The 22,054-nt window shown below is 41.3% G+C and carries 20 protein-coding genes; 2 read left to right on the top strand and 18 right to left on the bottom strand.

What is annotated here, in order from left to right:
• The 6 genes from spxR to D8862_RS00530 all read right to left on the bottom strand — a co-directional run bounded on the left by spxR (position 1) and on the right by D8862_RS00530 (position 9,029).
• The gene (gene spxR / locus D8862_RS00555) at positions 1-1,278 is read right to left on the bottom strand and encodes a CBS-HotDog domain-containing transcription factor SpxR (RefSeq protein ID WP_125448291.1); all 1,278 of its coding nucleotides are present in this window, start codon (positions 1,276-1,278) and stop codon (positions 1-3) included.
• Entirely contained in the window at positions 1,271-1,822 is a 552-nt protein-coding gene (locus D8862_RS00550; RefSeq protein WP_125448290.1) for a GNAT family N-acetyltransferase, read from the bottom strand. The genes spxR and D8862_RS00550 overlap by 8 nt, the downstream gene beginning before the upstream one ends.
• A 15-nt stretch (positions 1,823-1,837) precedes the next feature.
• Positions 1,838-3,097 (bottom strand): UDP-N-acetylglucosamine 1-carboxyvinyltransferase, encoded by a 1,260-nt coding sequence (locus tag D8862_RS00545; RefSeq protein ID WP_125448289.1) that lies wholly within the window; start codon positions 3,095-3,097, stop codon positions 1,838-1,840.
• A 174-nt stretch (positions 3,098-3,271) separates the two neighbouring features.
• Positions 3,272-4,777, bottom strand: coding sequence for a pyruvate kinase (gene pyk, locus D8862_RS00540; protein WP_125448288.1), 1,506 nt, complete (start codon positions 4,775-4,777; stop codon positions 3,272-3,274).
• A gap of 62 nt (positions 4,778-4,839) precedes the next feature.
• Positions 4,840-5,847 (bottom strand): 6-phosphofructokinase, encoded by a 1,008-nt coding sequence (pfkA, locus tag D8862_RS00535; protein ID WP_125448287.1) that lies wholly within the window; start codon positions 5,845-5,847, stop codon positions 4,840-4,842.
• Positions 5,848-5,927: 80 nt separating this feature from the next.
• The gene (locus D8862_RS00530) at positions 5,928-9,029 is read right to left on the bottom strand and encodes a DNA polymerase III subunit alpha (RefSeq protein WP_125448286.1); all 3,102 of its coding nucleotides are present in this window, start codon (positions 9,027-9,029) and stop codon (positions 5,928-5,930) included.
• Positions 9,030-9,195: 166 nt separating this feature from the next.
• Between D8862_RS00530 and D8862_RS00525 the strand changes: the two genes are divergently transcribed.
• A complete protein-coding gene (locus D8862_RS00525; RefSeq protein ID WP_125448285.1) occupies positions 9,196-11,469 on the top strand; it encodes a Xaa-Pro dipeptidyl-peptidase in 2,274 nt (757 codons plus the stop codon).
• A 16-nt stretch (positions 11,470-11,485) separates the two neighbouring features.
• Positions 11,486-11,956, top strand: a complete 471-nt coding sequence (locus tag D8862_RS00520; protein WP_125448284.1) for an arginine repressor — start codon at positions 11,486-11,488, stop codon at positions 11,954-11,956.
• Positions 11,957-11,996: 40 nt separating this feature from the next.
• Here D8862_RS00520 and D8862_RS00515 read toward each other — a convergent pair whose 3' ends face one another.
• The 12 genes from D8862_RS00515 to D8862_RS00460 form a co-directional block, all read right to left on the bottom strand.
• A complete protein-coding gene (locus tag D8862_RS00515) occupies positions 11,997-12,155 on the bottom strand; it encodes a hypothetical protein (RefSeq protein WP_125448283.1) in 159 nt (52 codons plus the stop codon).
• Positions 12,156-12,164: 9 nt separating this feature from the next.
• Complete coding sequence (gene obgE / locus D8862_RS00510) at positions 12,165-13,475, bottom strand: GTPase ObgE (RefSeq protein ID WP_125448282.1); 1,311 nt, start codon at positions 13,473-13,475, stop codon at positions 12,165-12,167.
• Between the two features lie 70 nt (positions 13,476-13,545).
• On the bottom strand, positions 13,546-13,680 hold the full coding sequence (locus D8862_RS00505) for a DUF4044 domain-containing protein (RefSeq protein ID WP_000863854.1): 135 nt from the start codon (positions 13,678-13,680) through the stop codon (positions 13,546-13,548).
• A 43-nt stretch (positions 13,681-13,723) separates the two neighbouring features.
• Positions 13,724-13,915, bottom strand: coding sequence for a PspC domain-containing protein (locus tag D8862_RS00500; RefSeq protein ID WP_001074503.1), 192 nt, complete (start codon positions 13,913-13,915; stop codon positions 13,724-13,726).
• A 22-nt stretch (positions 13,916-13,937) separates the two neighbouring features.
• Entirely contained in the window at positions 13,938-15,254 is a 1,317-nt protein-coding gene (locus D8862_RS00495) for a glycosyltransferase family 4 protein (RefSeq protein ID WP_125448281.1), read from the bottom strand.
• Between the two features lie 8 nt (positions 15,255-15,262).
• The gene (locus D8862_RS00490) at positions 15,263-16,306 is read right to left on the bottom strand and encodes a glycosyltransferase family 4 protein (protein WP_185760816.1); all 1,044 of its coding nucleotides are present in this window, start codon (positions 16,304-16,306) and stop codon (positions 15,263-15,265) included.
• Between the two features lie 113 nt (positions 16,307-16,419).
• Positions 16,420-16,749: a metal-sulfur cluster assembly factor gene (locus tag D8862_RS00485; protein ID WP_004243128.1), complete on the bottom strand. Its 330-nt coding sequence runs from the start codon at positions 16,747-16,749 to the stop codon at positions 16,420-16,422.
• 13 nt (positions 16,750-16,762) lie between these two features.
• Positions 16,763-17,872: an RNA polymerase sigma factor RpoD gene (rpoD, locus tag D8862_RS00480; RefSeq protein ID WP_000201892.1), complete on the bottom strand. Its 1,110-nt coding sequence runs from the start codon at positions 17,870-17,872 to the stop codon at positions 16,763-16,765.
• Between the two features lie 2 nt (positions 17,873-17,874).
• Entirely contained in the window at positions 17,875-19,635 is a 1,761-nt protein-coding gene (gene dnaG, locus D8862_RS00475; protein ID WP_125448280.1) for a DNA primase, read from the bottom strand.
• A gap of 169 nt (positions 19,636-19,804) precedes the next feature.
• Positions 19,805-20,236, bottom strand: a complete 432-nt coding sequence (locus D8862_RS00470) for a hypothetical protein (RefSeq protein WP_084947835.1) — start codon at positions 20,234-20,236, stop codon at positions 19,805-19,807.
• Between the two features lie 164 nt (positions 20,237-20,400).
• The gene (locus tag D8862_RS00465) at positions 20,401-21,159 is read right to left on the bottom strand and encodes an ABC transporter ATP-binding protein (RefSeq protein ID WP_125448279.1); all 759 of its coding nucleotides are present in this window, start codon (positions 21,157-21,159) and stop codon (positions 20,401-20,403) included.
• A complete protein-coding gene (locus tag D8862_RS00460; RefSeq protein WP_125448278.1) occupies positions 21,156-22,022 on the bottom strand; it encodes an ABC transporter permease in 867 nt (288 codons plus the stop codon). Before D8862_RS00460 ends, D8862_RS00465 begins: the two co-directional genes overlap by 4 nt.
• Between the last annotated feature and the right edge of the window lie 32 nt (positions 22,023-22,054).

Here is a 22,054-nt window from a genome sequence, read left to right as displayed (position 1 = left end):
CTAATTGATTTTAACTGTAACATTTGCTTTTGATACAATTTGATGACCATGATAAATATCATAATCAATAATGGCTGAGCGTCTCGTGTGGTGAATAATGCGTGCCTGAATCCGCAAAGTATCATCTATCTGAACAGCCTGCAAGAAGTAAATTAGCATCTGCTCGATGATGAGATTGCGTCTGCTATTTGCCACCAAATCCTGTGTCATATGAGTTAAAATTTCAGCAAGAACACCATTTGCCAAAACCCCGTTTTTCTCAAGCATAAAAGGCTCAACTGTAATCACAACTTCGTCGTGATGATAAGACAACTTCTGACCGATTTGCTCTGAAAAAGTCGGCAAAGCCGAAACCTGAGAGCGGCTCATCTTATCCATGACATCTCGTCTCGTTACAACTCCGAGCAAAGTTTGATTGCTTCTCACTACCGGAACCATCTCAAAGTCTTCTGCAATCATTCGTTGACTGACATTGGCAATATTGGTCGCTAATCCTGTTACGAAAATGCTACGCGTCATCACCTTATCAATCGTCGTACTGGGTGATTTGTCTCCTGCATCACGCATGGTAACAACCCCAACAACCACTTGGTGCTGATTGATGACAGGGAAACGACTACTTCGATTCTTGCGTACCAAGTCTAGATAATCTTTCACTGTGTCCGTTTCTCTTAAGAAACCATACTCATGGCTAGGACGATAGAGCTTTTCAACTGTCAGAATATCGGTTTTGATTTGAACATTTGAGAGAGCTCTGTTGATCATGGTCGCAACTGTAAAAGTATCATGCTTACTTCGTAAAACAGGAATTCCTTTCTGATTAGCAAGTTTCAGTACATCCTCGTGCACATGAAAGCCACCCGTTACAAGGACAGCATTTTCATTTTCCAGAGCTAAAAGTTGAATACGAGTACGGTCTCCGACGATCAAAAGACCACCATCATGGAGATAAGACAGGATATTTTGCTCTGTCATAGCCCCAATGGAAAATTTGCTAAACTCTCTCTCCAACCCTTCCTGACCAGCTAAAACTTCAGAGGAGGTGACTTCAGCAATTTCAGCATAGGTTAGTCTCTCAATAGCCACTTTCTGAGATTTGACACGAATGGTTCCACTACGAGGACGGGTTTCTACAATTCCACGATTTTCAGCTTCTTTGATAGCACGATAAGCCGTTCCATCACTAACACCCAAATGATTGGAAATACTGCGAACGCTGACACGTTTTCCTATTGGTAACTCTTCCAGATAACTTAAGATTTCCTGGTGTTTACTCATTGAATTCTCCTTTTATGTATCGAAATTCAAGATAGTCCCTCATTTTTCGTGTATAGCGATCGCTCCCCTTAAACTGTCGGAAGAGACTAAAGCCCGATTTTAAGGCTACTTTTTGACTAGCTTGATTCTCTAAATGAGTGATAATGGATAATTGTTTTAGACCAAATTCTTCAAATGAAAGCTGACAAAGTTTGGTAACTACTTCTGTCATAAAACCTTGTGACCAAGAATCCTTTTTTAAGAAATATCCAATCTCTGCTTCTTTTTTGATTTCGTCTATTTTTTCAAACTTGATGGAACCAATCATTTCCTGATTTCCTTGGAGACAAATTGCCCAAACACCCAGAGGATTCTTCATAAAATAGTTAGCAAGTGCGTACTGACTTTCTTCCAAACTTGCTTGACTGGGAAAAATAAACTGCAGATTTTCCGGATTTGAAGCAATATCGTAAAACGCTTGACTGTCACTAAAAAAGAAAGGACGCAAATACAAGCGTTCCGTTTCAAAGAAAGAAAACATTGCTAATTTGGTCCAAATATTCATAATCACCTCAACGGCTTAGTCTTCGACGAGTGTAATATCTGCTCCAAGACTACGTAATTTTTCAATAATATCTGAGTAGCCACGAAGGATAAACTCAATATTTGTAATTTCAGTCTGGCCTTGAGCCATCAGTCCAGCAATCACAAGTGCAGCACCAGCTCGCAAGTCTGTAGCTTTCACCTTGGCACCATGTAGAATTCGCCCACCAGTGTAGAAAATATGGTCATTTGTAGTCGCAATATCTGCATCCATTTTTGCTAATTCAAAGACATGATTGACACGTTTTTCGTAAATGGTATCAATAATAGTACCACGACCTTGAGCTGTTAGTAAAAGTGGTGTGATTGGTTGTTGTAAATCCGTTGCAAATCCTGGATAGGGGGCAGTTTTAATATTGATGGCCTTCAAATCAGACTGTTCTTCAACGAAGATACTATCCTCAGAGACTGTCATGCGAACGCCCATTTCCTCTAGTTTGGCGATAAAACCTTCTAAATGCTCATAGAGAACATTGTTAATACGGATTCCTTTACCAACCGCTGCAGCAAGTGAAATATAGGTTCCAGCTTCGATACGATCTGGGATTACTTGGTGACGAGTTCCATGAAGTTTCTCGACACCATCAATAATGATAATATCAGTCCCTGCACCACGAATGTGAGCCCCCATGTTGTTCAAAAGGGTAGCTACATCGATGATTTCTGGTTCACGAGCCGCATTTTCAATAACAGTCCGTCCCTTAGCTTTTACTGCAGCAATCATGGTGTTAATAGTTGCACCAACGCTGACAGTGTCCATGTAGATACTTGCGCCGTAAAGTCCCTTACCTTGGGCAGACAAATTCATATTGTCTCCCTCATAGCTCACCTTGGCTCCCATGGCTTCAAAAGCTTTTAAGTGAAGGTCAATCGGACGAGGTCCCAAATCACATCCACCAGGAAGTCCAACTGTAGCTTCACCAAAGCGACCTAACAGACTTCCATAGAAATAATAAGATGCACGAAGGCTATTGATCTTGCCGTAAGGCATTGGAATATTTTGAACACCTCTAGGATCAATCTCCAAAACATCATCGTAGCGTTTTACTTTCGCTCCCATGATTTCCATAATCTCTACAAGACTAGCAACGTCTGAAATATCTGGAACACAATCCAAAGTGACAACATCATCTGCCAGTATAATAGCAGGGATTAATGCTACAACACTATTCTTAGCACCGCTAATGGTGATCTCACCTTGCAATGGATGTCCACCATTGATGACAATTTTTCTCATGTTATACTCTTTCAAAATTTACTAAAAAGGTCTTTACATTCTATTATACCATAGTTCTCTTATTTTTCCCATTTCTGTTTAATAAAAATCTCTCTCTTTTTATCTTTTAAAATAGAAAAAAGACCCATCATACAAGCACAAAAGCTTGGTATGATAGGCTTTTAAAAGTTTAGATTAACGTACTGTACGGATACGCATTGTGTTTGTACGAACAGCTTCTCCAAGTGGCACACCTGCAACGATAACAATATCATCACCAGATTCTACCAAACCTTGCTCAACTGCAATTCTTTCAGCGAGATCAAACATATCATCAGTGTTTGATGGGCGATCAGTTGTTACTGGAATAACTCCCCAGTTAAGCATCAAACCACGCTGAGTCAATTCATCGAAAGTGATTGCCAAGATATCAGCATCTGGACGGTATTTAGAAATCAAACGAGCAGTGTGACCTGTCTTAGTAAGAGTAACCACCAACTTGATATTCATAGAATTTGTCGCATCCTTAACAGCTGATGCCATAACTTCAGTCTTAGAATTACGTGCCAAGTTAACTGATGACAAACGACCGTATTCTTTCAAAAGGGTTTGAGCATTCTTGTCAATTGTTGCCATTGTACGAACAGATTCAAGTGGGTATTTACCGTTTGCAGACTCACCTGAAAGCATAGTCGCGTCAGTACCGTCGATAACAGCGTTGAATACGTCTGATACTTCTGAACGAGTGGCACGTGGTTTTTCAGTCATAGTTTCAAGCATGTTTGTTGCTGTGATGGCGACTTTACCAGCTGCATTTACTTTTGTAATAATCATTTTTTGGTAAACTGGAACCATTTCGAATGGTACTTCAATACCCATGTCACCACGAGCAATCATGATACCGTCAGCAGCTTCAATGATTTCATCCAAGTTGTCGATACCTTGTTGGTTTTCGATTTTAGCGAACAATTGAACGTGACCGTTACCAGTTTCTTCACAGATTGCACGAACTTCATTCACGTCTTTAGCAGTACGTACAAATGAGATCGCGATGAAGTTGATACCTTGTTCCAAACCGAAACGGATATCATCGTTGTCACGTTCAGCAAGAGCTGGGAAAGGAATTTTAGTGTTAGGGATGTTTACACCTTTTTGTTTAGCGATAATTCCGTCGTTTTCAACTTCTACTTCAAATTCACGAGTTACATCGTCTTTTGCAACAACACGAAGACCAAGTTTACCATCGTCAACCAATACTTGGCGACCAACCTCAACATCATCGTAGATATCAAGAGCACCAGCAACGTTCAAAGCAATCACTTCACGAGTTGATTTGATTCCTTGTTTAGTTGCAACACGGATTTTTTCACCAGTTTTGTATGAGTATTCTTTTGCGTCACCTTCAAACAATTCAGTACGGATTTCAGGACCTTTTGTATCAAGAAGGAAACCAACTTTTTTACCTGCAAGTTTTTCTGCAAGTTTAACAGTTGCCATACGTTCACCTTGTTCTTGGTGGTCACCGTGTGAGAAGTTGAAACGGAAAGTGTTAGCTCCCGCTTCAATCAATTTAGCAATGTTTTTTGCTGAAGCTTCAACGTCAAGTTTTTCACCCCAGTATCCGTCATCACCGAATTTCTTTCCACCACGGATTTCAACCGCAGGACCCAAAGTTGCAACGATTTTTACACGTTTATTCATGATTTGTGACTCCTTTATATAATTTGACCTTCTGGTCATTTTACTAGATTTATGAAAGTTGATTAGGACAAGCTCTTGTTCAAGCTAGACAGTTCAAGATCAGCTTTGTGCGGGTTGTTCACCACGATCTTGCCATCTTCAGTCAAGCTAAACAAAGCTCCTTCTTCTGCTGTTCCAAGAATTGGATTTTCAACCATTTTCTCATTACGAATACCAACAGCGACACCACCGATTCCTTGTTTGAGAAGTTTAACAGCATGTGCTCCCAAGCGTGACGCCAAGACGCGGTCACGCGCAGTTGGTGAACCACCACGTTGGATGTGACCAAGTTCAGTTACACGAAGGTCACTAGTGTCTCCAGCTTCTTTTAGTTTTTGACCAAATTCAGCTGCTGACATAACACCTTCCGCCAAAACAATGATGTTGTGTTTCTTACCGTGTTCATAACCAGCTTTGATGCTAGCTACGATTTCTTCCATCTTGAAGCCTTCTTCAGGAATAATGATTTCATCGGCACCAGTAGCAATACCTGCCCAAAGTGCGATATCACCAGCGTTACGTCCCATTACTTCTACAACGAAAGTACGACGGTGACTTGATGATGTATCACGAATCTTATCAATCGCATCCATTGCAGTAGTAACTGCAGTATCAAATCCAATTGTGAAATCAGTACCTACGATATCATTATCAATTGTGCCAGGCAGACCGATAGCTGGGAATCCATGCTCAGTCAAGCGCATAGCTCCGTGATAAGAACCGTCACCACCGATTACAACGACACCTTCGATCCCGTGTTTTTTCAACTGCTCAATCCCTTTAAGTTGACCTTCAAGTTGTGCAAACTCAGGGTAACGAGCAGAGTGAAGGAAAGTACCACCACGTGAAATGATGTCTCCAACTGAAGCAGCATCAAGTGGATAGATTTCACCGGCAACCATCCCTGCGTATCCATCATAGATACCAAAGACTTCCATTCCTTCTGAGATTGCTTGACGAACTACTGCACGGATGGCAGCGTTCATACCAGGGGCGTCTCCACCGCTAGTCAAAACAGCAATACGTTTCATTTGGTTTTGCTCCTTTTTCTTTTAACATTCCTATTGATTATACCACATTTCATTTGAAAATTCTTCTATTTTTCGTATTTTTAGCGATAAATCGTTTTCATAGCAATTCCCTCTAATTTTTCCTGTAAAGCAGGGTCTTTTTTTACAAAATGACAGGAGGAAACAATTGTTTTTTCTTCCTCTACATACCTGATAATAACAGGAATAGGGCCTTTATGTTGTTCTAAAATGGTTGAAATTTCCTTATCGTAGTCGTGATTTTTAACTTGAATCCAGAATCGTTCAGCGACTGCTTCTTTCAAATCTTGTGCAATCATTTGCAGACGACCTTCGCGGGATTGAACCTTGCCATTGATATAGTAGAATTTTCCTTCAGATAAGATGGAGGCGAATTTTCGATATTGGTCAGAAAATACAGTTACATCCAGCCTAGACTTACTGTCATGAACCTGTAGAAAGGCCATACTCTCGCCTTTCTTGGTTCGAATCACTTTAATCTTTTGAACTTCAACTAGGAGAGTGGCTTGAGCTCCCTCGGTTAGATTAGTGATTGGCGTCGTCGGATATAGGGCTTGTTTGGCAAGAGTTTGGAGAGGATGGGGACTGATACCTATGCCAATCAGTTCCTGCTCTTTGTAAAATTTCTCTGCCTCAGTAAAATCATCAGCTTCAGTCCAACTATAGTTTGTATCCGCAAAGAGACCTCCCAACTCCTCAACAAAGACAAATAAGTTTGGTAGGTTCACTAAGATTTTCTGGCGATTCTTGTCAAATTCATCAAAAAGCCCCAGTTCAACCAAAGGCGTTAAAAGCGACAGTTTCTTGTAATTCTTGGGAAGACGTGTGACGAAATCTTCAATGCTTGAGAAGGGACGATTTTCAATAATCCAGTAAGACAAATCTCTAGGCAGTCCCTTAATGGCTTTTAAACCAAGATAGATTTTCTTCTGAGCAATCTTATCATGATAGGGAATACTATTGATTGCTAAGGAAGCTACTTCAAAGCCCATCTGCAATGCATCTACAATGTAATCACTGCTTGAATAATTCAACATGACTTGGAAGAAAATAGCAGGATAGTGTGTCTTGAAATAAGCAAGCTGGAAAGCCAGTGCTGAGTAGGCATAGGCGTGGGATCTGTTAAATCCATAGCCCGCAAACTTTTCCATCACTGCAAAAACTTGGTTGGCTTTTTCTTCTGAATGCCCCAGTTTCATAGCTCCTATGATAAAATCTTCCTTCATCAAATGCATCTCTTTAGCATTTTTCTTCCCCATAGCTCTTCTGAGAATGTCTGCTTTACCAAGACTGAAACCTCCAAAACGCTGAGCTACCTGCATGACCTGCTCTTGATAGAGCATAATACCGTAGGTTGATGACAGGATGTCCTCCAAGGCAGGATCTAGCACCGTCACCTTTTCTTTGCCATGCTTACGAGCCACAAAATTATCTATATAATCGCTTGCCCCTGGTCTGTTGAGCGAGGTCGTTGCAACTACCTCTTCAAAGACTTGCGGCTGAACTCGTTTTAAGAGCCGAATAGCTCCAGGTTGTTCAAATTGGAAAATACCTTTAGTATTTCCAGCTGCAAAGAGAGCCAAAGTTTCTTCGTCTTCCAGATCAATTTCTTCGATTTTTAGATGTATACCTTCTGATTCCGCAAGCAATTCCTGCATTTTTTGTACGAAAGTCAAGTTACGTAAGCCCAAGAAATCCATTTTTAGAAGTCCATTGGCTTCAACACCATGAGCATCATACTGGGTGATGAGCATATCCTCACCATATTTTAGAGGAATATAGTCCGTCAAGTCTTGGTCACTCATAACGACTCCTGCCGCATGGATAGAGGTCTGACGAGGATAACCTTCTATCTTTCGAGCAATCTCAAAAGCTTTTTGGTATTCGATTTTACTATTGATGACCTGCCTAAATTGCAAATTCTTTTCATAGGCAGTTGTTAGCGTATCTCGAAAACTGATTTTTTTCGTAATATTAGTTAATTCGTACTCAGGAACACCATAACGTTTGAAAACATCACGAATCGCTTGTTTTGCTCCAAAGGTCGAATAAGTGACAATCTGCGCAACGTGTTGACTGCCATAGCGATCACGAACATAACGAATGAACTCTGGTCTATAAAGGTCCGGAATGTCAATATCAATATCAGGCATGGTGTAACGCTCACGATTTAAAAAGCGCTCGAAAATCAGGTTCTTCTCAACTGGATCAATCCCTGTGATGTCAAGTGAGTAAGCCACCAAGCTACCAACCGCAGAACCACGCCCCATTCCCATATAGTAGCCTTGGGAACGTCCAAAACGAAGCAAATCCCAAACTACAAGAAAATAGTCGTCAAATCCCATATCATGAATCACAGCTAATTCCTCATTCAGTCGCTCATGATAGATATCTGAGGTTAGCCCCTTGTCAATCAAGCCTTTCTCAGCTCTTGCTCGAAGCTCTTCCACTGCTGGTCTTTCAGGATTAAAGCGAGGAAGTTTTAAACTTGGGTCGATTTGATAGCTTACATTCTCTATCAAATCTTGAAGATTGGCAAGCGCCTGAGGGAAGCGATTCATAAAACGTGCTTCCAAGTCCGAAGCTGGTAGAAAGATTCCCTGTTGTGAATGCACATCCACTTCTCTTAGGCTGACATTGTCCTTGACTGCCGACAAGATTTGTAAAACCTGTAGGTCTTCTTTTTCAAAAGAGTTGACCTGATAAAGTGGAAGAATGGGTTTTGTAAAGACTTCTTGGTGAGTATCAGGACTAACCCCAATAAAATAATCATGACCTAAATCCAGCTGATCGATTCCATCAAAATAAGGAACAATAACAGCAACATCCTCAAGGTGACTGATAAAGTCAGACCAATTTTTTCGTCCAGTCATTTTTAAAGTGGATAACTTCATCAACTCTTGATAACCTTTAGTAGACAGGGCTAGAAAACGGAAAGAAAGCGCCTTCTCGTCTATAATCAAGGTCATTTCAAGACCAATTAAAGGTTGGATTCCATATTTTCGAGTCACTTCTAAAAAGTGATAGGCTCCATAGAGATTATCCACATCCATGATAGCAAGGTGAGAATAGCCGTATTCTTTAGCTGTTTGTACATATTTTTCAATCGAAACCACACTTTCCATAAAACTATAAACAGTCTTGGTGTCGAGCTGTGCAATCATTTCTACTCCCCCTTGCTTTATATATAGTACTATTATACCATTTTAAAAACTAGAATGAAAAGGTAGAAGACCATTCCTTTTAAAGTGACTTCATCACAGGTCAACAATATCTTTTTTACCTTATTTTTGATATACTAAATTTAGAATATTTCTAAAGGAGAGCGCCATGCGTTTTAATCAATTCAGCTATCTTCACGTTTCTCATTCGCAAGTTTTGCGCGAGTTATCCCAGCTTGGTTTGAAGCTGGTACCAGAGCAAGCATCAAAAAAACAACTTGAACAATTTGTTCGCTGGAGTTTTTTCACTTATAAAAATACCGACTATCCTTTGTCTGTCCTAGCAGCTGACAAGGAGACTGATCTCCTTGCCTTCTTTCAGTCAGATCGTGACCTGACTCCTGAGATTTTTTATACTGTGGCTTTTCAACTTTTAGGGTTTAACTATCTTGTTGACTTTGAAGACACCGAACAATTCCGTAAAAAAACTGGTTTTCCTATTATTTATGGAGATTTGATTGAAAATCTCTACCATTTGCTCAACACTCGAACCAAAAAGGGAAATACGCTCATCGACCAACTTGTTAGTGACGGACTCATTTCAGAAGACAATCACTACCACTACTTTAACGGTAAGAGCTTGGCAACCTTCTCTACTCATGATGTCATTCGTGAAGTCGTGTATGTTGAGAGTCGTGTGGATACTGATAAAGACGGACTCCCTGATTTAGTCAAGGTCAGCATTATTCGTCCTCGCTATGATGGACAGATCCCTGCTCTTATGACTGCAAGTCCTTATCACCAAGGGACTAACGACAAAGCTAGCGACAAGGCTCTCTACAAGATGGAAGGAGAGCTTGAGGTTAAACCTGCACATATTATTGAACTTGAGAAGCATGAGATTGATTTTGTAGAACCTTTTGGTCAAGCAGAAGTCGTCTCAGAAGCTGAAGAAAAGCTATCTCATATCAATAGTTCATACACTCTCAACGATTACTTCCTCCCCCGAGGATTTGCCAATCTCTATGTATCGGGCGTTGGAACCAAAGATTCCCAAGGTCTCATGACCAATGGGGACTACCAGCAGATTGAGGCATATAAAAATGTCATTGATTGGCTCAATGGGCGTTGTCGTGCTTTCACAGACCACACGCGCAAGCGCCAAGTTAAGGCTAACTGGTCAAACGGTAAAGTCGCAACAACAGGAATTTCCTATCTAGGGACCATGTCCAATGGACTTGCGACCACTGGTGTTGATGGCTTAGAAGTGATCATCGCAGAAGCAGGTATTTCCTCATGGTACAACTACTATCGGGAAAATGGTCTGGTAACCAGCCCAGGTGGTTATCCAGGTGAGGATTTTGACTCACTTGCTGAATTGACCTACTCCCGCAATCTCCTAGCTGGTGACTATATTCGTGCTAATGAAGCTCATCAAGCAGATTTAGAGAAGGTTAAAGAGAAACTGGATCGCAAGACTGGTGACTACAATCAGTTTTGGCATGACCGCAACTATCTACTCAATGCTCACAAGGTTAAAGCTGAGGTAGTCTTTACTCATGGTTCTCAGGATTGGAACGTTAAACCACTTCATGTTTACCAGATGTTTCATGCTCTTCCTGACAATATTCGCAAGCACCTCTTTTTCCATCATGGTGCCCATGTCTATATGAATAACTGGCAGTCAATTGACTTCCGCGAATCCATGAATGCCCTCTTAAGCAAGAAATTGTTAGGCCTTACAACAGACTATCAACTTCCTACTGTCATCTGGCAAGATAATACTGAGCCTCAAATATGGCATAGTCTCGATGACTTTGGCAAGCAAGATGAACTGCATACCTTCTCTCTTGGAACTGAAGAAAAGGTGATTCAAAACCAGTATGATCAAAAAGATTTTGATCGTTATGGTAAGACTTACCAGACCTTTAACACTGAACTTTACCAAGGAAAAGCCAATCAGATCACCATTGACCTTCCAGTAAGTCAAGACATTCACTTAAATGGGCGAGTGGAGCTGAAACTTCGTGTCAAATCAAGTACAAACAAGGGATTATTATCTGCTCAACTGCTAGAACTTGGACAAAAGAAATATCTACAGCCTTATCCAGCTGTTTTAAGTGCTAGAACCATTGACAACGGTCGCTACCACATGCTTGAAAATCTCTTGGAACTACCTTTCACTCCAAGCGCCCAACGTGTCATCACCAAAGGCTACCTTAATTTACAAAATCGAAATGATTTACTAACTGTTGAGAGTATAGAAGCTGAAAAATGGATGAAAATCCAATTTGCCCTACAACCTACGATTTACAAGCTGAAAAAAGGTGACACACTTCGCCTTGTTCTCTATACTACCGACTTTGAAATCACTGTCCGTGATAATACAGACTATCACTTAACAGTCGATCTCACACAATCCTCCATCACCATCCCCTCATAAAAGGAGCCAGCCTCATATGAATAAATCTGAACATAGACACCAACTCATCCGCGCTCTTGTAGCTAAAAATAAGATTCATACACAGGCAGAGTTGCAAGCTTTACTAGCTGAAAACGACATCCAAGTCACACAGGCTACTCTCTCACGCGATATCAAGACTATGAACCTTTCAAAGGTTCGCGAAGCAGATCATTCTTACTATGTTTTAAATACTGGTTCCATCTCCAAATGGGAAAAACGCTTGGAAAACTATATGGAAGATGGCTTGGTCATGCTACGCCCTGTCCAACATCAGGTTGTCCTCAAAACCTTGCCAGGCCTTGCCCAATCGTTTGGAGCTGTTCTCGATGCACTTGATTTTAAACAAATCATTGCCACCGTGTGTGGTGATGATGTCTGCCTTCTTATCTGTGAAAATGCTGAAGAAGCACAGACTTGCTTTGAAATTCTTAAAAAATTTGCGCCACCATTTTTCTTTAGTGAATAAAACAAATCCCGTGATCAAAAGATCACGGGAATTTTTATTTCTATGACTGTGTTTCTTCTTTCTTTGTACGTGCCAATCTAAGAGCACGTTTGGGATTGAGACGATTGAACAATTCTTCTAGTTTCTTTTCATTCCATACATCTGCTGCAGAAACAAAATTTCCATCTGCATCTCGGAATGATATCGGTTTATCTCCCATATCAATCTCCTAGTCTACAAATTCAAACTCAAATTTACCGATTCGGACCAAATCGCCATCCTTAGCTCCACGCGCACGAAGGGCTTCGTCAACCCCCATACCACGAAGCTGACGAGCAAACTTCATGACAGACTCATCACGGTCAAAGTTGGTCATGTTAAAGAGTTTCATGAGTTTTTCACCAGAAAGCACCCATGTTGCATCGTCATCACGACTAATTTCAAAGGCTTTTTCTTCCTCATCAAAGCCGTAGTACGCCTCTTCTTCCATATCGACCTCATCATAAATCGGGAATTCTGGTGTCTTGTCTAACAACTCGGCTGTCGCGTCCAAAAGTGTCGCCAACCCTTGTTTGGTCAACCCAGAAATAGGGAAGATAGCTGGAAGTTCCTCAAACTCGTCGTAGTTTGCTGCCAACTTTTCCTTAAAAGTTTTCAGATTTTCCTGACTTTCAGGCATATCCATCTTATTGGCTACGATAATCTGCGGACGTTCCATGAGACGAAGGTTGTAGGATTCTAATTCCTTATTGATAGCAAGGTAATCCTCGTAAGGATCACGTCCTTCGCTAGCCGACATATCGACGATATGAAGGATGACTCGAGTGCGTTCAATATGACGAAGGAACTGAGTCCCCAAGCCGACACCCTGGCTAGCTCCCTCAATCAAACCTGGCAGGTCCGCTACAGCAAACGATTCACCTGACTGGGTACGAACCATCCCAAGATTTGGGACAATCGTCGTAAAGTGGTAGGCACCAATCTTTGGTTTGGCTGAAGTAATGACACTAAGCAAAGTTGACTTTCCAACAGATGGGAAACCGACCAAGCCGACATCCGCCAAGATCTTTAATTCCAGTTGCAACTCACGTTCCTGACCTGGTTCTCCATTCTCAGAAATCTCAGGTGCAGGATTTTTTGGTGTCGCAAAACGGATGTTTCCTCGACCACCTCGACCACCATGGGCCACGATAAATTCTTGACCATGTTCAATCAAGTCTGTAATGACTTTACCTGTTTCTGCATCACGTACAGTAGTCCCCTGTGGTACGCGAACACGAAGATCTTCTGCACCACGACCATGCATTCCTTTAGTCATCCCTTTTTCACCAGATTCGGCCTTGAAATGACGGTTATAGCGGAAATCCATCAAGGTACGCAAGCCTTCGTCCACAACGAAAACGACGTTACCTCCACGTCCACCATCACCACCCCAAGGACCGCCATTCGGGACATACTTTTCACGGCGAAAGGCGACCATGCCATCGCCACCATTACCAGCCTTGACTGTGATCTTAGCTGTATCTAAAAACATACTCATATTTTCTTCTCACTTTAAAAAGGACTGGAAAATCCAGTCATTAGTTATTGTTCCTATCTTAGCAACTTGCTTAGAATCTGCTAAAAGCTCCAAGCGCTGTCGCAAAGATACCAGCAAGGGTTACAAACAACATAATTAGCACGACAAAAAGCGTTACTTTTTCAAACATTGTTTTTTTACGTTTTCCATTATCTCCAAAAGCCATTTGGACTCCTTTTTATTTCTCTTTGTTCTATTCTGATTCTCTTTTAATATTCGCTAGAAACAGGTGCAATTACCCATAAAATCAAGTAAGCAAGTACCCCTGCCCCATAACAAAAGGCAAGAACGCCCCAAATCACACGGACAATGGTAGGGTCAATATCAAAATAGTGGGCTACACCTGCGCAAACGCCTCCAATTTTTTGATCTCTACCACTTCTCATAAATTTTTTTGCCATATTTTATTCTCCTATATTTTTACTAATCTCTCCAGTAATCCCGGATGCTAGACAATTGCTTTTTAGAAGCCTTTAATATTCGTTTGGACTCTTTAACTGGAGCTGAAACAGCCTGCTGAGGTAGGTACAAAATAGTTTTTAAGAATCGCTGTGTCATGGGTTCGTCGCCACGTAGTTCCTGCTCAAATTTATTTGAAATCATCGCATCGAGATAAAACTCATGAACTCGTTTCCCAAAATTCTCAGCCGAAATTTCATACAACTTGTCAGCCAACTTCTGCTCATCCATATCTGGAGTGGCGATCAAGGCCTCCAAGATTGCACCAGCAAGATCATGCTCTCCATAGTAGAGGGTTCCAAACATTTTGTCACTGATCAGATTATCCAGATAAGGATTGCCATGAGCAATGACAGGCGTTCCACTTGCTAAACTCTCTAGATAAGTTAATCCTTGGGTTTCACTAGTAGAGGCAGAAATGAAGAAATCTGCAGCTTTATAGTATAAGGCTGTCTCACTTGGAGGAATCATACCTGTAAAAATCACATGTTTTTGCAGGTTTAATTTCACTGCTTGCTCTTTCAGACTGTCCAGATAAGGACCGTCACCAGCAACAACAAGTTTCACCTTGTCTTCTTCTTTCACAACCTGTGCAAAGGCGGCTATGACTGCTTGGATATTCTTCTCATAAGAAATACGCGAAAGGCTCAGTAGCATTTTCTCGCCTTCCTGAATGCCTAACTTCAAACGAAGTTCTTGCAAGTTTTCCTCTTTGATCTCAGGTCGTTCAAACTTAGCTAGCTCAATTCCAGTTGGGATAACACGCTTTTCAACTTTGACTTTGTATTTAGATAAAAGGTCCCGAACAATCTCACTAGGGCAAATTACGCCATCTACATCATGAAGGAAGCCACGCACCAAATATTTTACCATACTCGGACGAATTAGCATGCCCTTGGCAATGTAATGTACATAGTCTTCATACTGGGTATGGTAGGTATGAATAACTGGAATTTTCAATTCTCTCGCAATCCAAATTCCTAACAAACCAAGTGAAAATTCTGTCTGGGTATGAATGATATCAAGTTGATACTGCTTGGCGATTTCAAGCGCCTTTGTAAAACCACGATAGGCAAATCGTCGATCTTTAAATGCAAAGAAAGGGACACTCGGAATGCGAATAATTTGCCAATCCTCGTATCGGTTCACGTCTTTATCGGTAGTTGTAAAGATAAAAACTGCATGCCCTTGCTTTTCAAGTTCTGTCTTCAAGGTTCGAATACTGGTCGCAACCCCAGAAACTTGAGGGAAATAGGTGTCAGTAAATAAACCAATTCGCATAGATTACCTCACTTCTTGCCTAGAGCCGCCTGCTCCCGATAAAACTTCAACCAGATTTCCAGTAAATGCTCCTCAGAGTACTCTTTGGAGATCTCGCGAGCTTTTTCTTTCAAGTCTTTCAACTTTTCAGGATGATCTTTGTATTCGAGAATGGCTTCTCTCATCTCTGAAACATCACTTGTAGCACGATAATTCCCTTCGAGAATGACCTTGTATAGATCTAAATCCCTCAACATAATCGGTGCTTCACAACTAGCTGCCTCTAAGATAGTCATAGGGAATAGTTCGTTGTAACTTGGTAGCAAGAAGAGATCCGCCATAGCGTAGAGTTCCCGCATCCGTTCCGGTGACACAATACCTGGGAAAATTAGATTTTTAGGTGGATTGTCCATGATTTTTTTATAGCGTTCATAACCATCTGTCATCCCGCCAAATGAAAAACCACCTGCCCAGATAAAGGTAATTTCTGGCAATTCCTCCGCAAGGCGGATAAAGTCATCAATTCCTTTACGTTTCTGAACCTGACCTGCACCGACAACAACAAACTGAGCTTCAGCTAAATCCATTTCCTGACGAAGTTTTGCTACTTGGTCAGCTGGCAGTGGATGCCATTTTTCCTTATTTACAAAGTTTGGAATATAGGTTACTTTTTCACGTGGAATACCAGCTGCCACCAAATCCTCGATAAACATGGGATTAACCACCACCAAGTGTTCCATTCGGTTGTAAAATGAAAAAACATAGCGTTTGATAATTCCCTTTAAGAAAAATGGAATTTTCAAACTTCCCTCAAGCGTATCAGGCAAAAAATGCACATAGCCAATTTTTCTCCCAGAGCGTTTCTTTTGGAATGTAGATAAATAATAAGGGAAATCAATGGTATGAAAGTGAGTTACATCTGCCTCAACAGGAAGGTTTTCCGTAACAATTAACTGATCTTGGGCATCACGATGTAGGAGACGTACCAACTCACGGTAGGCTCCTGACACTCCTTGACCAGCCACTTTTTCACTTGAACTTAGCATATTGACACGCAATTTTTCGTTTTCCATATCTTTCATTATACCATTTTATTTCTAGAAAATCAGCAAAAGAAAGAAGAGACCAGAGGAAAAAGAAGGAGATTTCCTCATTTTCCAATCGTCTCTCACATTTTTCTTAGTCTTTATTTAATTCCTAGGGCGATACGTGCGTATCGGCTCATTTTTTCAACAGTCCAAGCTGGATACCAGACCAATTTAACTTCGGTATTGGTTACTTCAGGCACATCTGTCATCGCATCATGTATCTGGTCTGTTAAGAGGTCAGCCAGTGGACAGCCCATAGTTGTCAAGGTCATATCAATTTCAGTGTGACCAGTTTCACCATCAAAACGAATTTCATAAATCAAACCTAGGTTGACAATATCAATTCCCAACTCAGGGTCGATGACCTCTTCCAAGGCAGTCAAAATACGAGTTTTAATCGTTTCAATTTGCTCTTCTGTATAAGCCATATTCATCCTCACTCTAATCTTCAATAAAATCACGAAGCGGTTTACTGCGACTTGGTTGACGTAATTTTCTCAAAGCCTTGGCCTCGATCTGACGGATACGTTCACGAGTTACGTTAAAGACTTTCCCAACATCTTCAAGGGTGCGCATTTTCCCATCGTCCAGTCCAAAGCGCAAGCGCAAGACGTTTTCTTCACGGTCTGTGAGAGTATCCAAGACTTCATCCAACTGCTCGCGCAAAACGATTCGAGTTGTGTAGTCTACTGGATTTTCAATCACTTCGTCTTCGATAAAATCCCCAAGATGGCTATCGTCCTCTTCACCGATTGGTGTTTCAAGCGATACTGGTTCTTGAGCGATTTTCAAGATTTCACGCACCTTGTCAGGTGTCATATCCATACGCTCAGCGATTTGTTCAGGAGTTGGATCTTGCCCCAATTCTTGAAGGAGATTTCGCTGTTCACGAACCAATTTATTGATAGTTTCAACCATGTGAACAGGGATACGGATGGTACGAGCTTGATCAGCGATGGCACGAGTGATCGCCTGACGAATCCACCAAGTTGCGTAAGTTGAAAACTTGAATCCTTTTGAATAGTCAAACTTGTCCACTGCCTTCATCAAACCCATGTTTCCTTCTTGGATCAAGTCAAGAAACTGCATGCCACGCCCTACGTAGCGCTTAGCGATTGAAACCACCAAACGAAGGTTGGCTTCGGCAAGACGTTGTTTGGCTTCAATATCACCAGCCTCAACAGCTAGGGCCAATTCCTTTTCTTCTTCGTTGGTCAAGAGAGGAACAACCCCGATTTCCTTCAAATACATACGGACTGGGTCATTAACCTTGGCAGAAGTTGATCCAATCAAGTCCTCATCACTGAGTTCTGGTTCTTCTTCCGCACTAAGAACACGCGCACTTGGATTTCCTTCATTATCTGTGATGGAAATTCCAGCATCCTGAATCCGTTGCAAAAGGTCTTCAATGCCATCTGCATCCAGGGTAAAAGGAATAACTAGACTTGAATTGATTTCGTCGTCTGTTGCTGTTCCTGTTTTTTTGTGGTTACGGATAAAGTCTGCCACTTGCACATCAAATGTAGTTACTTCTTTTTGTTTTGTTGCCATTATTACTCCATTCTTCTCTTTTGGGAAATCAATCGTTGCAATTCTTCCAAGGCTGTGTCTGTATCTCCTACATGACTAGCTTCCTGCACTTTCTTTTTAATTCTTAAGTTGTCCTTGCTGAGGAGGGCACGGTTTCGAGTCGCTTCGACTTCAGAAAGTTCTTCAGGCGACATCTCAGCTGGCAAATCTAGACCAAGAACATGGTACCAAGCATTTTCAACCTCAGGCGTCTGATGAGAAAGCTCCTCTGAGCCGATTTCTCCCTGCTCACTTAATAATTCGTAAAGAATCTGAAATTCTGGGGTATCGAAGAAAAAATCTTCTCTCAATCGGTAGTCATTTAGAACAACTGGATTTTCAGCCATCCTATAAAGGAGATGAGCCTCTGCTCTCATGACTGCTGTCAGTTGTCGCGTTACAGGTAAACTAATCGCTGCTGGAGTTTTCTCCTCTTTGACTCTCTCCTGTCTCTGAACAATCCGACTTTCATTTACAATCTGTTCTACCTGCTGGTAATCAAAGGAAGGTAGGTTATCCGCCAGAATGTGAATGTAAGAATTCTGCGCAGTGATCGACTTTTCTTTGGCGATTAAGGGCGCAATCTTTTCAATGAACTCAATTTGCGCCTGTAAGTTATCACTATTTTCAGGCTTGAGCTGGTGAATATAGAACTCTATGGGACTGATTCGTGTCTTGGTTAGAAGGTAAGCCAGGTCTTCAGCAGAATTCTTTTGCAAATACTCATCTGGGTCCATGGCATCAGGTACTCGGACAACTTCCACTGAGAGATCTTTTAACTCCTCTAAAGCCTTGGCTGTTGCTGCCTGCCCTGCCTTGTCGCCATCATAGCTGAGAACAATTTTTTTGGTAAAGCGTTTGAGGTGGTCAACATGTTCCTTGCTCAGAGCTGTTCCCATGGAAGCCACAGCATTTTCTATACCAGCACGGTAGGCCGCGATAACATCCATGAAGCCTTCCATCAGATAGAGTTCTGTGATCTTACCTGTTCCCTTTTTTGCCTTATCCAAATGATACAATTCGTAACTCTTATTAAAAATTGCAGTTGAACGACTATTTTTATACTTAGCAGTCTGACTATCCGTTTCTTGCCAGATACGACCTGAAAATGCAATAACCTGCCCCTTGTCATTGGTCAAAGGAAAGACAATACGTCCGAAAAAGGTATCCAAGAACTGATTGTCATCTGACAAATAAAACAAGCCCGAATCCAATAAATCCTTTTCCTCAAACTTGCCAGATAAACGTTGGTAGAGATAGTTTCTTTCAGCTGGAGCCAAGCCAATCTGGAAGTGCTTCAGAACATCATCTGTCAATCCACGTTTGTAGAGATAAGCCCTTGCTTCTTCTCCCATCTTGGTCGTCATGAGGATTGCATGGTAAAAACGAGCAGCTTCTTCATGCATATCATATAGAGCTTGATGAGGGGAAGCCTGATGAGGACGAGACTGTACGGGCATAGCCAGTTGAATACCGACGCGCTCACCTAAGAGCTGAACGGCTTCCATAAAGGACACACCTTGATATTCTTCAATGAACTTAAAGACATCTCCTGAGCGCCCACAGCCAAAACAGTGATAAAACTGCTTGTCTTCCACAACGTTGAAAGAGGGGGTCTTTTCACCATGAAAAGGACAGAGCCCTAAATAGTTCCGTCCAGCCTTTTGTAAAGAAATCACTTCTCCTATGATTTCGACAATATTGGTATTGTTTTTGATCTCTTCGATGACTCTCTTGTCAACCATAGACAATACCTCCATTTTATCACAGTTTACTTTATATAGTATACTTTATTTCTGAAAAAAAGTAAACCATTTCATACCTTTTGCATGAGACTATTTCATAAGTTTCCAGCTATCATGAAAAACTGTATCTTCTGAGCAAATTTTCTACTCTTTGCAAAGAAATTAAAGACTATTTCACTTGATTTTCGAGGTTATTTTTCAATATCCTGCTAATATACTGACCATCTTTTCTACTAATGCAAGCCGTTGCATAAGTCAATGGTGCTTTGTATACCACTCCTCTATAGGATGGATCAGTCAATACAGGCATAGAATAATAGGCGTTCTTTTTATTTTTAAGGTCAATAAACCATTTACCTCCTAGGTGCTTACGGAAGGTTTCACCGATATAAACGGTCAAATAATCCAACATCTTTCGGTCTGCTATCAAAGCATGGTGGTCATCGTAGTGAGCCAAGATCCAAGCCTCCAAATCATCCAAAGACTGCATGCTATAGTCTAAATGAAGGCCTTGTTCCTCAGCAAACTCCCTAGTAAAATAGTCCATCTTAAATCCAATCTGAAAAATCCATTCCTGAAAATCTTCTTGTGTGTAAGCCATATTTTTATCTCCTTACTTTTATCAATGTTTAAGATTCTTATACTGATTATACTCCAAAGTAAAACTGATGAATAGGAAAAAACAGTAATATTTAAAATTCACCAAAAAACTTAGAAGCAAAAGCCTACTTCTAAGTTTTTAAGGATGCTTGATTTAAAAATTATCTACTCAAAAAGTTGATAGTAGTCTGAGATTTTCATCTTAGCTTTTTCTTCTTTATTGAGGTCTTGGATGATACGGCCTTCCTTCATGACTATCAGACGATTTCCATACTTCAGTGCATCCTCCATATGGTGGGTAATCATCAAGGCTGTTAGATGATCCTTGCTGACAAAGTCATCTGTTAACTCCATCAAAGCAACACTGGTCTTTGGGTCGAGAGCTGCTGTGTGTTCATCCAACAAGAGCAACTCTGGTCGCTTCAAGGTTGCCATCAAGAGACTCAAGGCCTGACGTTGTCCACCTGAAAGAAACTCAATCGGAGTGTCCAGATGTTTTTCAAGCCCATTTCCCACTTTTTCAATGGTTGTCTGAAATTCTTCTCTATGGCTTGAAAGTCTCCTAGGAAGGAGTCCTCTCTTCTCACCACGAAACTTGGCAATCAAGAGATTTTCCGCTACCGTCATACGGGGAGCCGTACCCATCTTAGGATCCTGAAAGACACGAGACAAGTACTTAGCCCGCTTCTCAGGTGAAAAAAGCGTCACATCCTCGCCCATGATACGGATACTTCCACTTGTTAAAGGTAAGGTACCTGCAATAGTGTTAAAAAGCGTTGACTTCCCTGCTCCATTTCCACCTAGGATAGTAATGAAATCATGTTCGAAAATTTCAAGAGAAACATCATTCAGAATGATTTTTTCCTCATCAAAGCCATTTGTGATGACTTTGGTAGCATTTTTTAATTCTACAATTGCTGTCATTTGCTAAACTTGACTCCTTTCAGGTATTTGCTTTTGAAGGTTGGAATCATGAGGCAAACTGCCAAAATCAGGGCGCTGTACAAACGAAGATAACTTGTATTAAACCCAAGAGCAATCACTCCCCAGACGAGGAATTGATAAGCAATAGACCCCACAACGATGGTCATGAGTCGCTCTGCCAAGGTCAAACTCTTAAACAATACCTCACCAATAATCAAGCTAGCAAGCCCTACGACGATTACTCCAATTCCTCGAGAAACATCCGCGTATCCTTCTTGTTGAGCAATTAAGGCCCCTGCAAGCGCGATAATCCCATTTGAGAGAACCAAGCCCATGAGTTCCATTCGTCCTGTATTGATACCAAAGCTACGAGCCATATCGGGATTGTCACCTGTAGCGATGTAGGCTTGACCTAGTTTAGTATCTAGGAAAAAGAGCATGAGACCAATTACAAGAGCTACAAAGATTAATCCAGTCAGCAGTTGATTAAAATCTGAACCAAAAGGCAAGACATCCTGAATTTGCTTGGTTCCAAGAAGCCCCAGATTGGCACGCCCCATAATCATAAGCATGATGGAATGGCAAGAAGTCATGACCAGAATCCCTGATAAGAGAGTTGGAATTTTTCCTTTGGTATATAAGAGACCTGTCGCCATACCAGCTAGACATCCCGCTCCTACTGCGGCTAGGGTTGCTAAAAATGGATTGATTCCCTGTGTTATCAAGGTTACAGCTACTGCTCCCCCTAGAGGAAAAGAGCCTTCAGTAGTCATATCAGGGAAATTCAAAATTCGGAAAGTCATAAAGATTCCCAAACCTAAAATCGCCCAGACCATCCCCTGAGAAATAATGGATACTATCATAATCTTTCACTCATTTCTTTCTTTAGTAAAAA

The sequence above is a fragment of the Streptococcus oralis genome, from assembly GCF_003942585.1.
Taxonomy (GTDB): Bacteria; Bacillota; Bacilli; order Lactobacillales; family Streptococcaceae; genus Streptococcus; species Streptococcus oralis_BE.
This window is presented reverse-complemented; position numbering and strand designations above follow the sequence as displayed.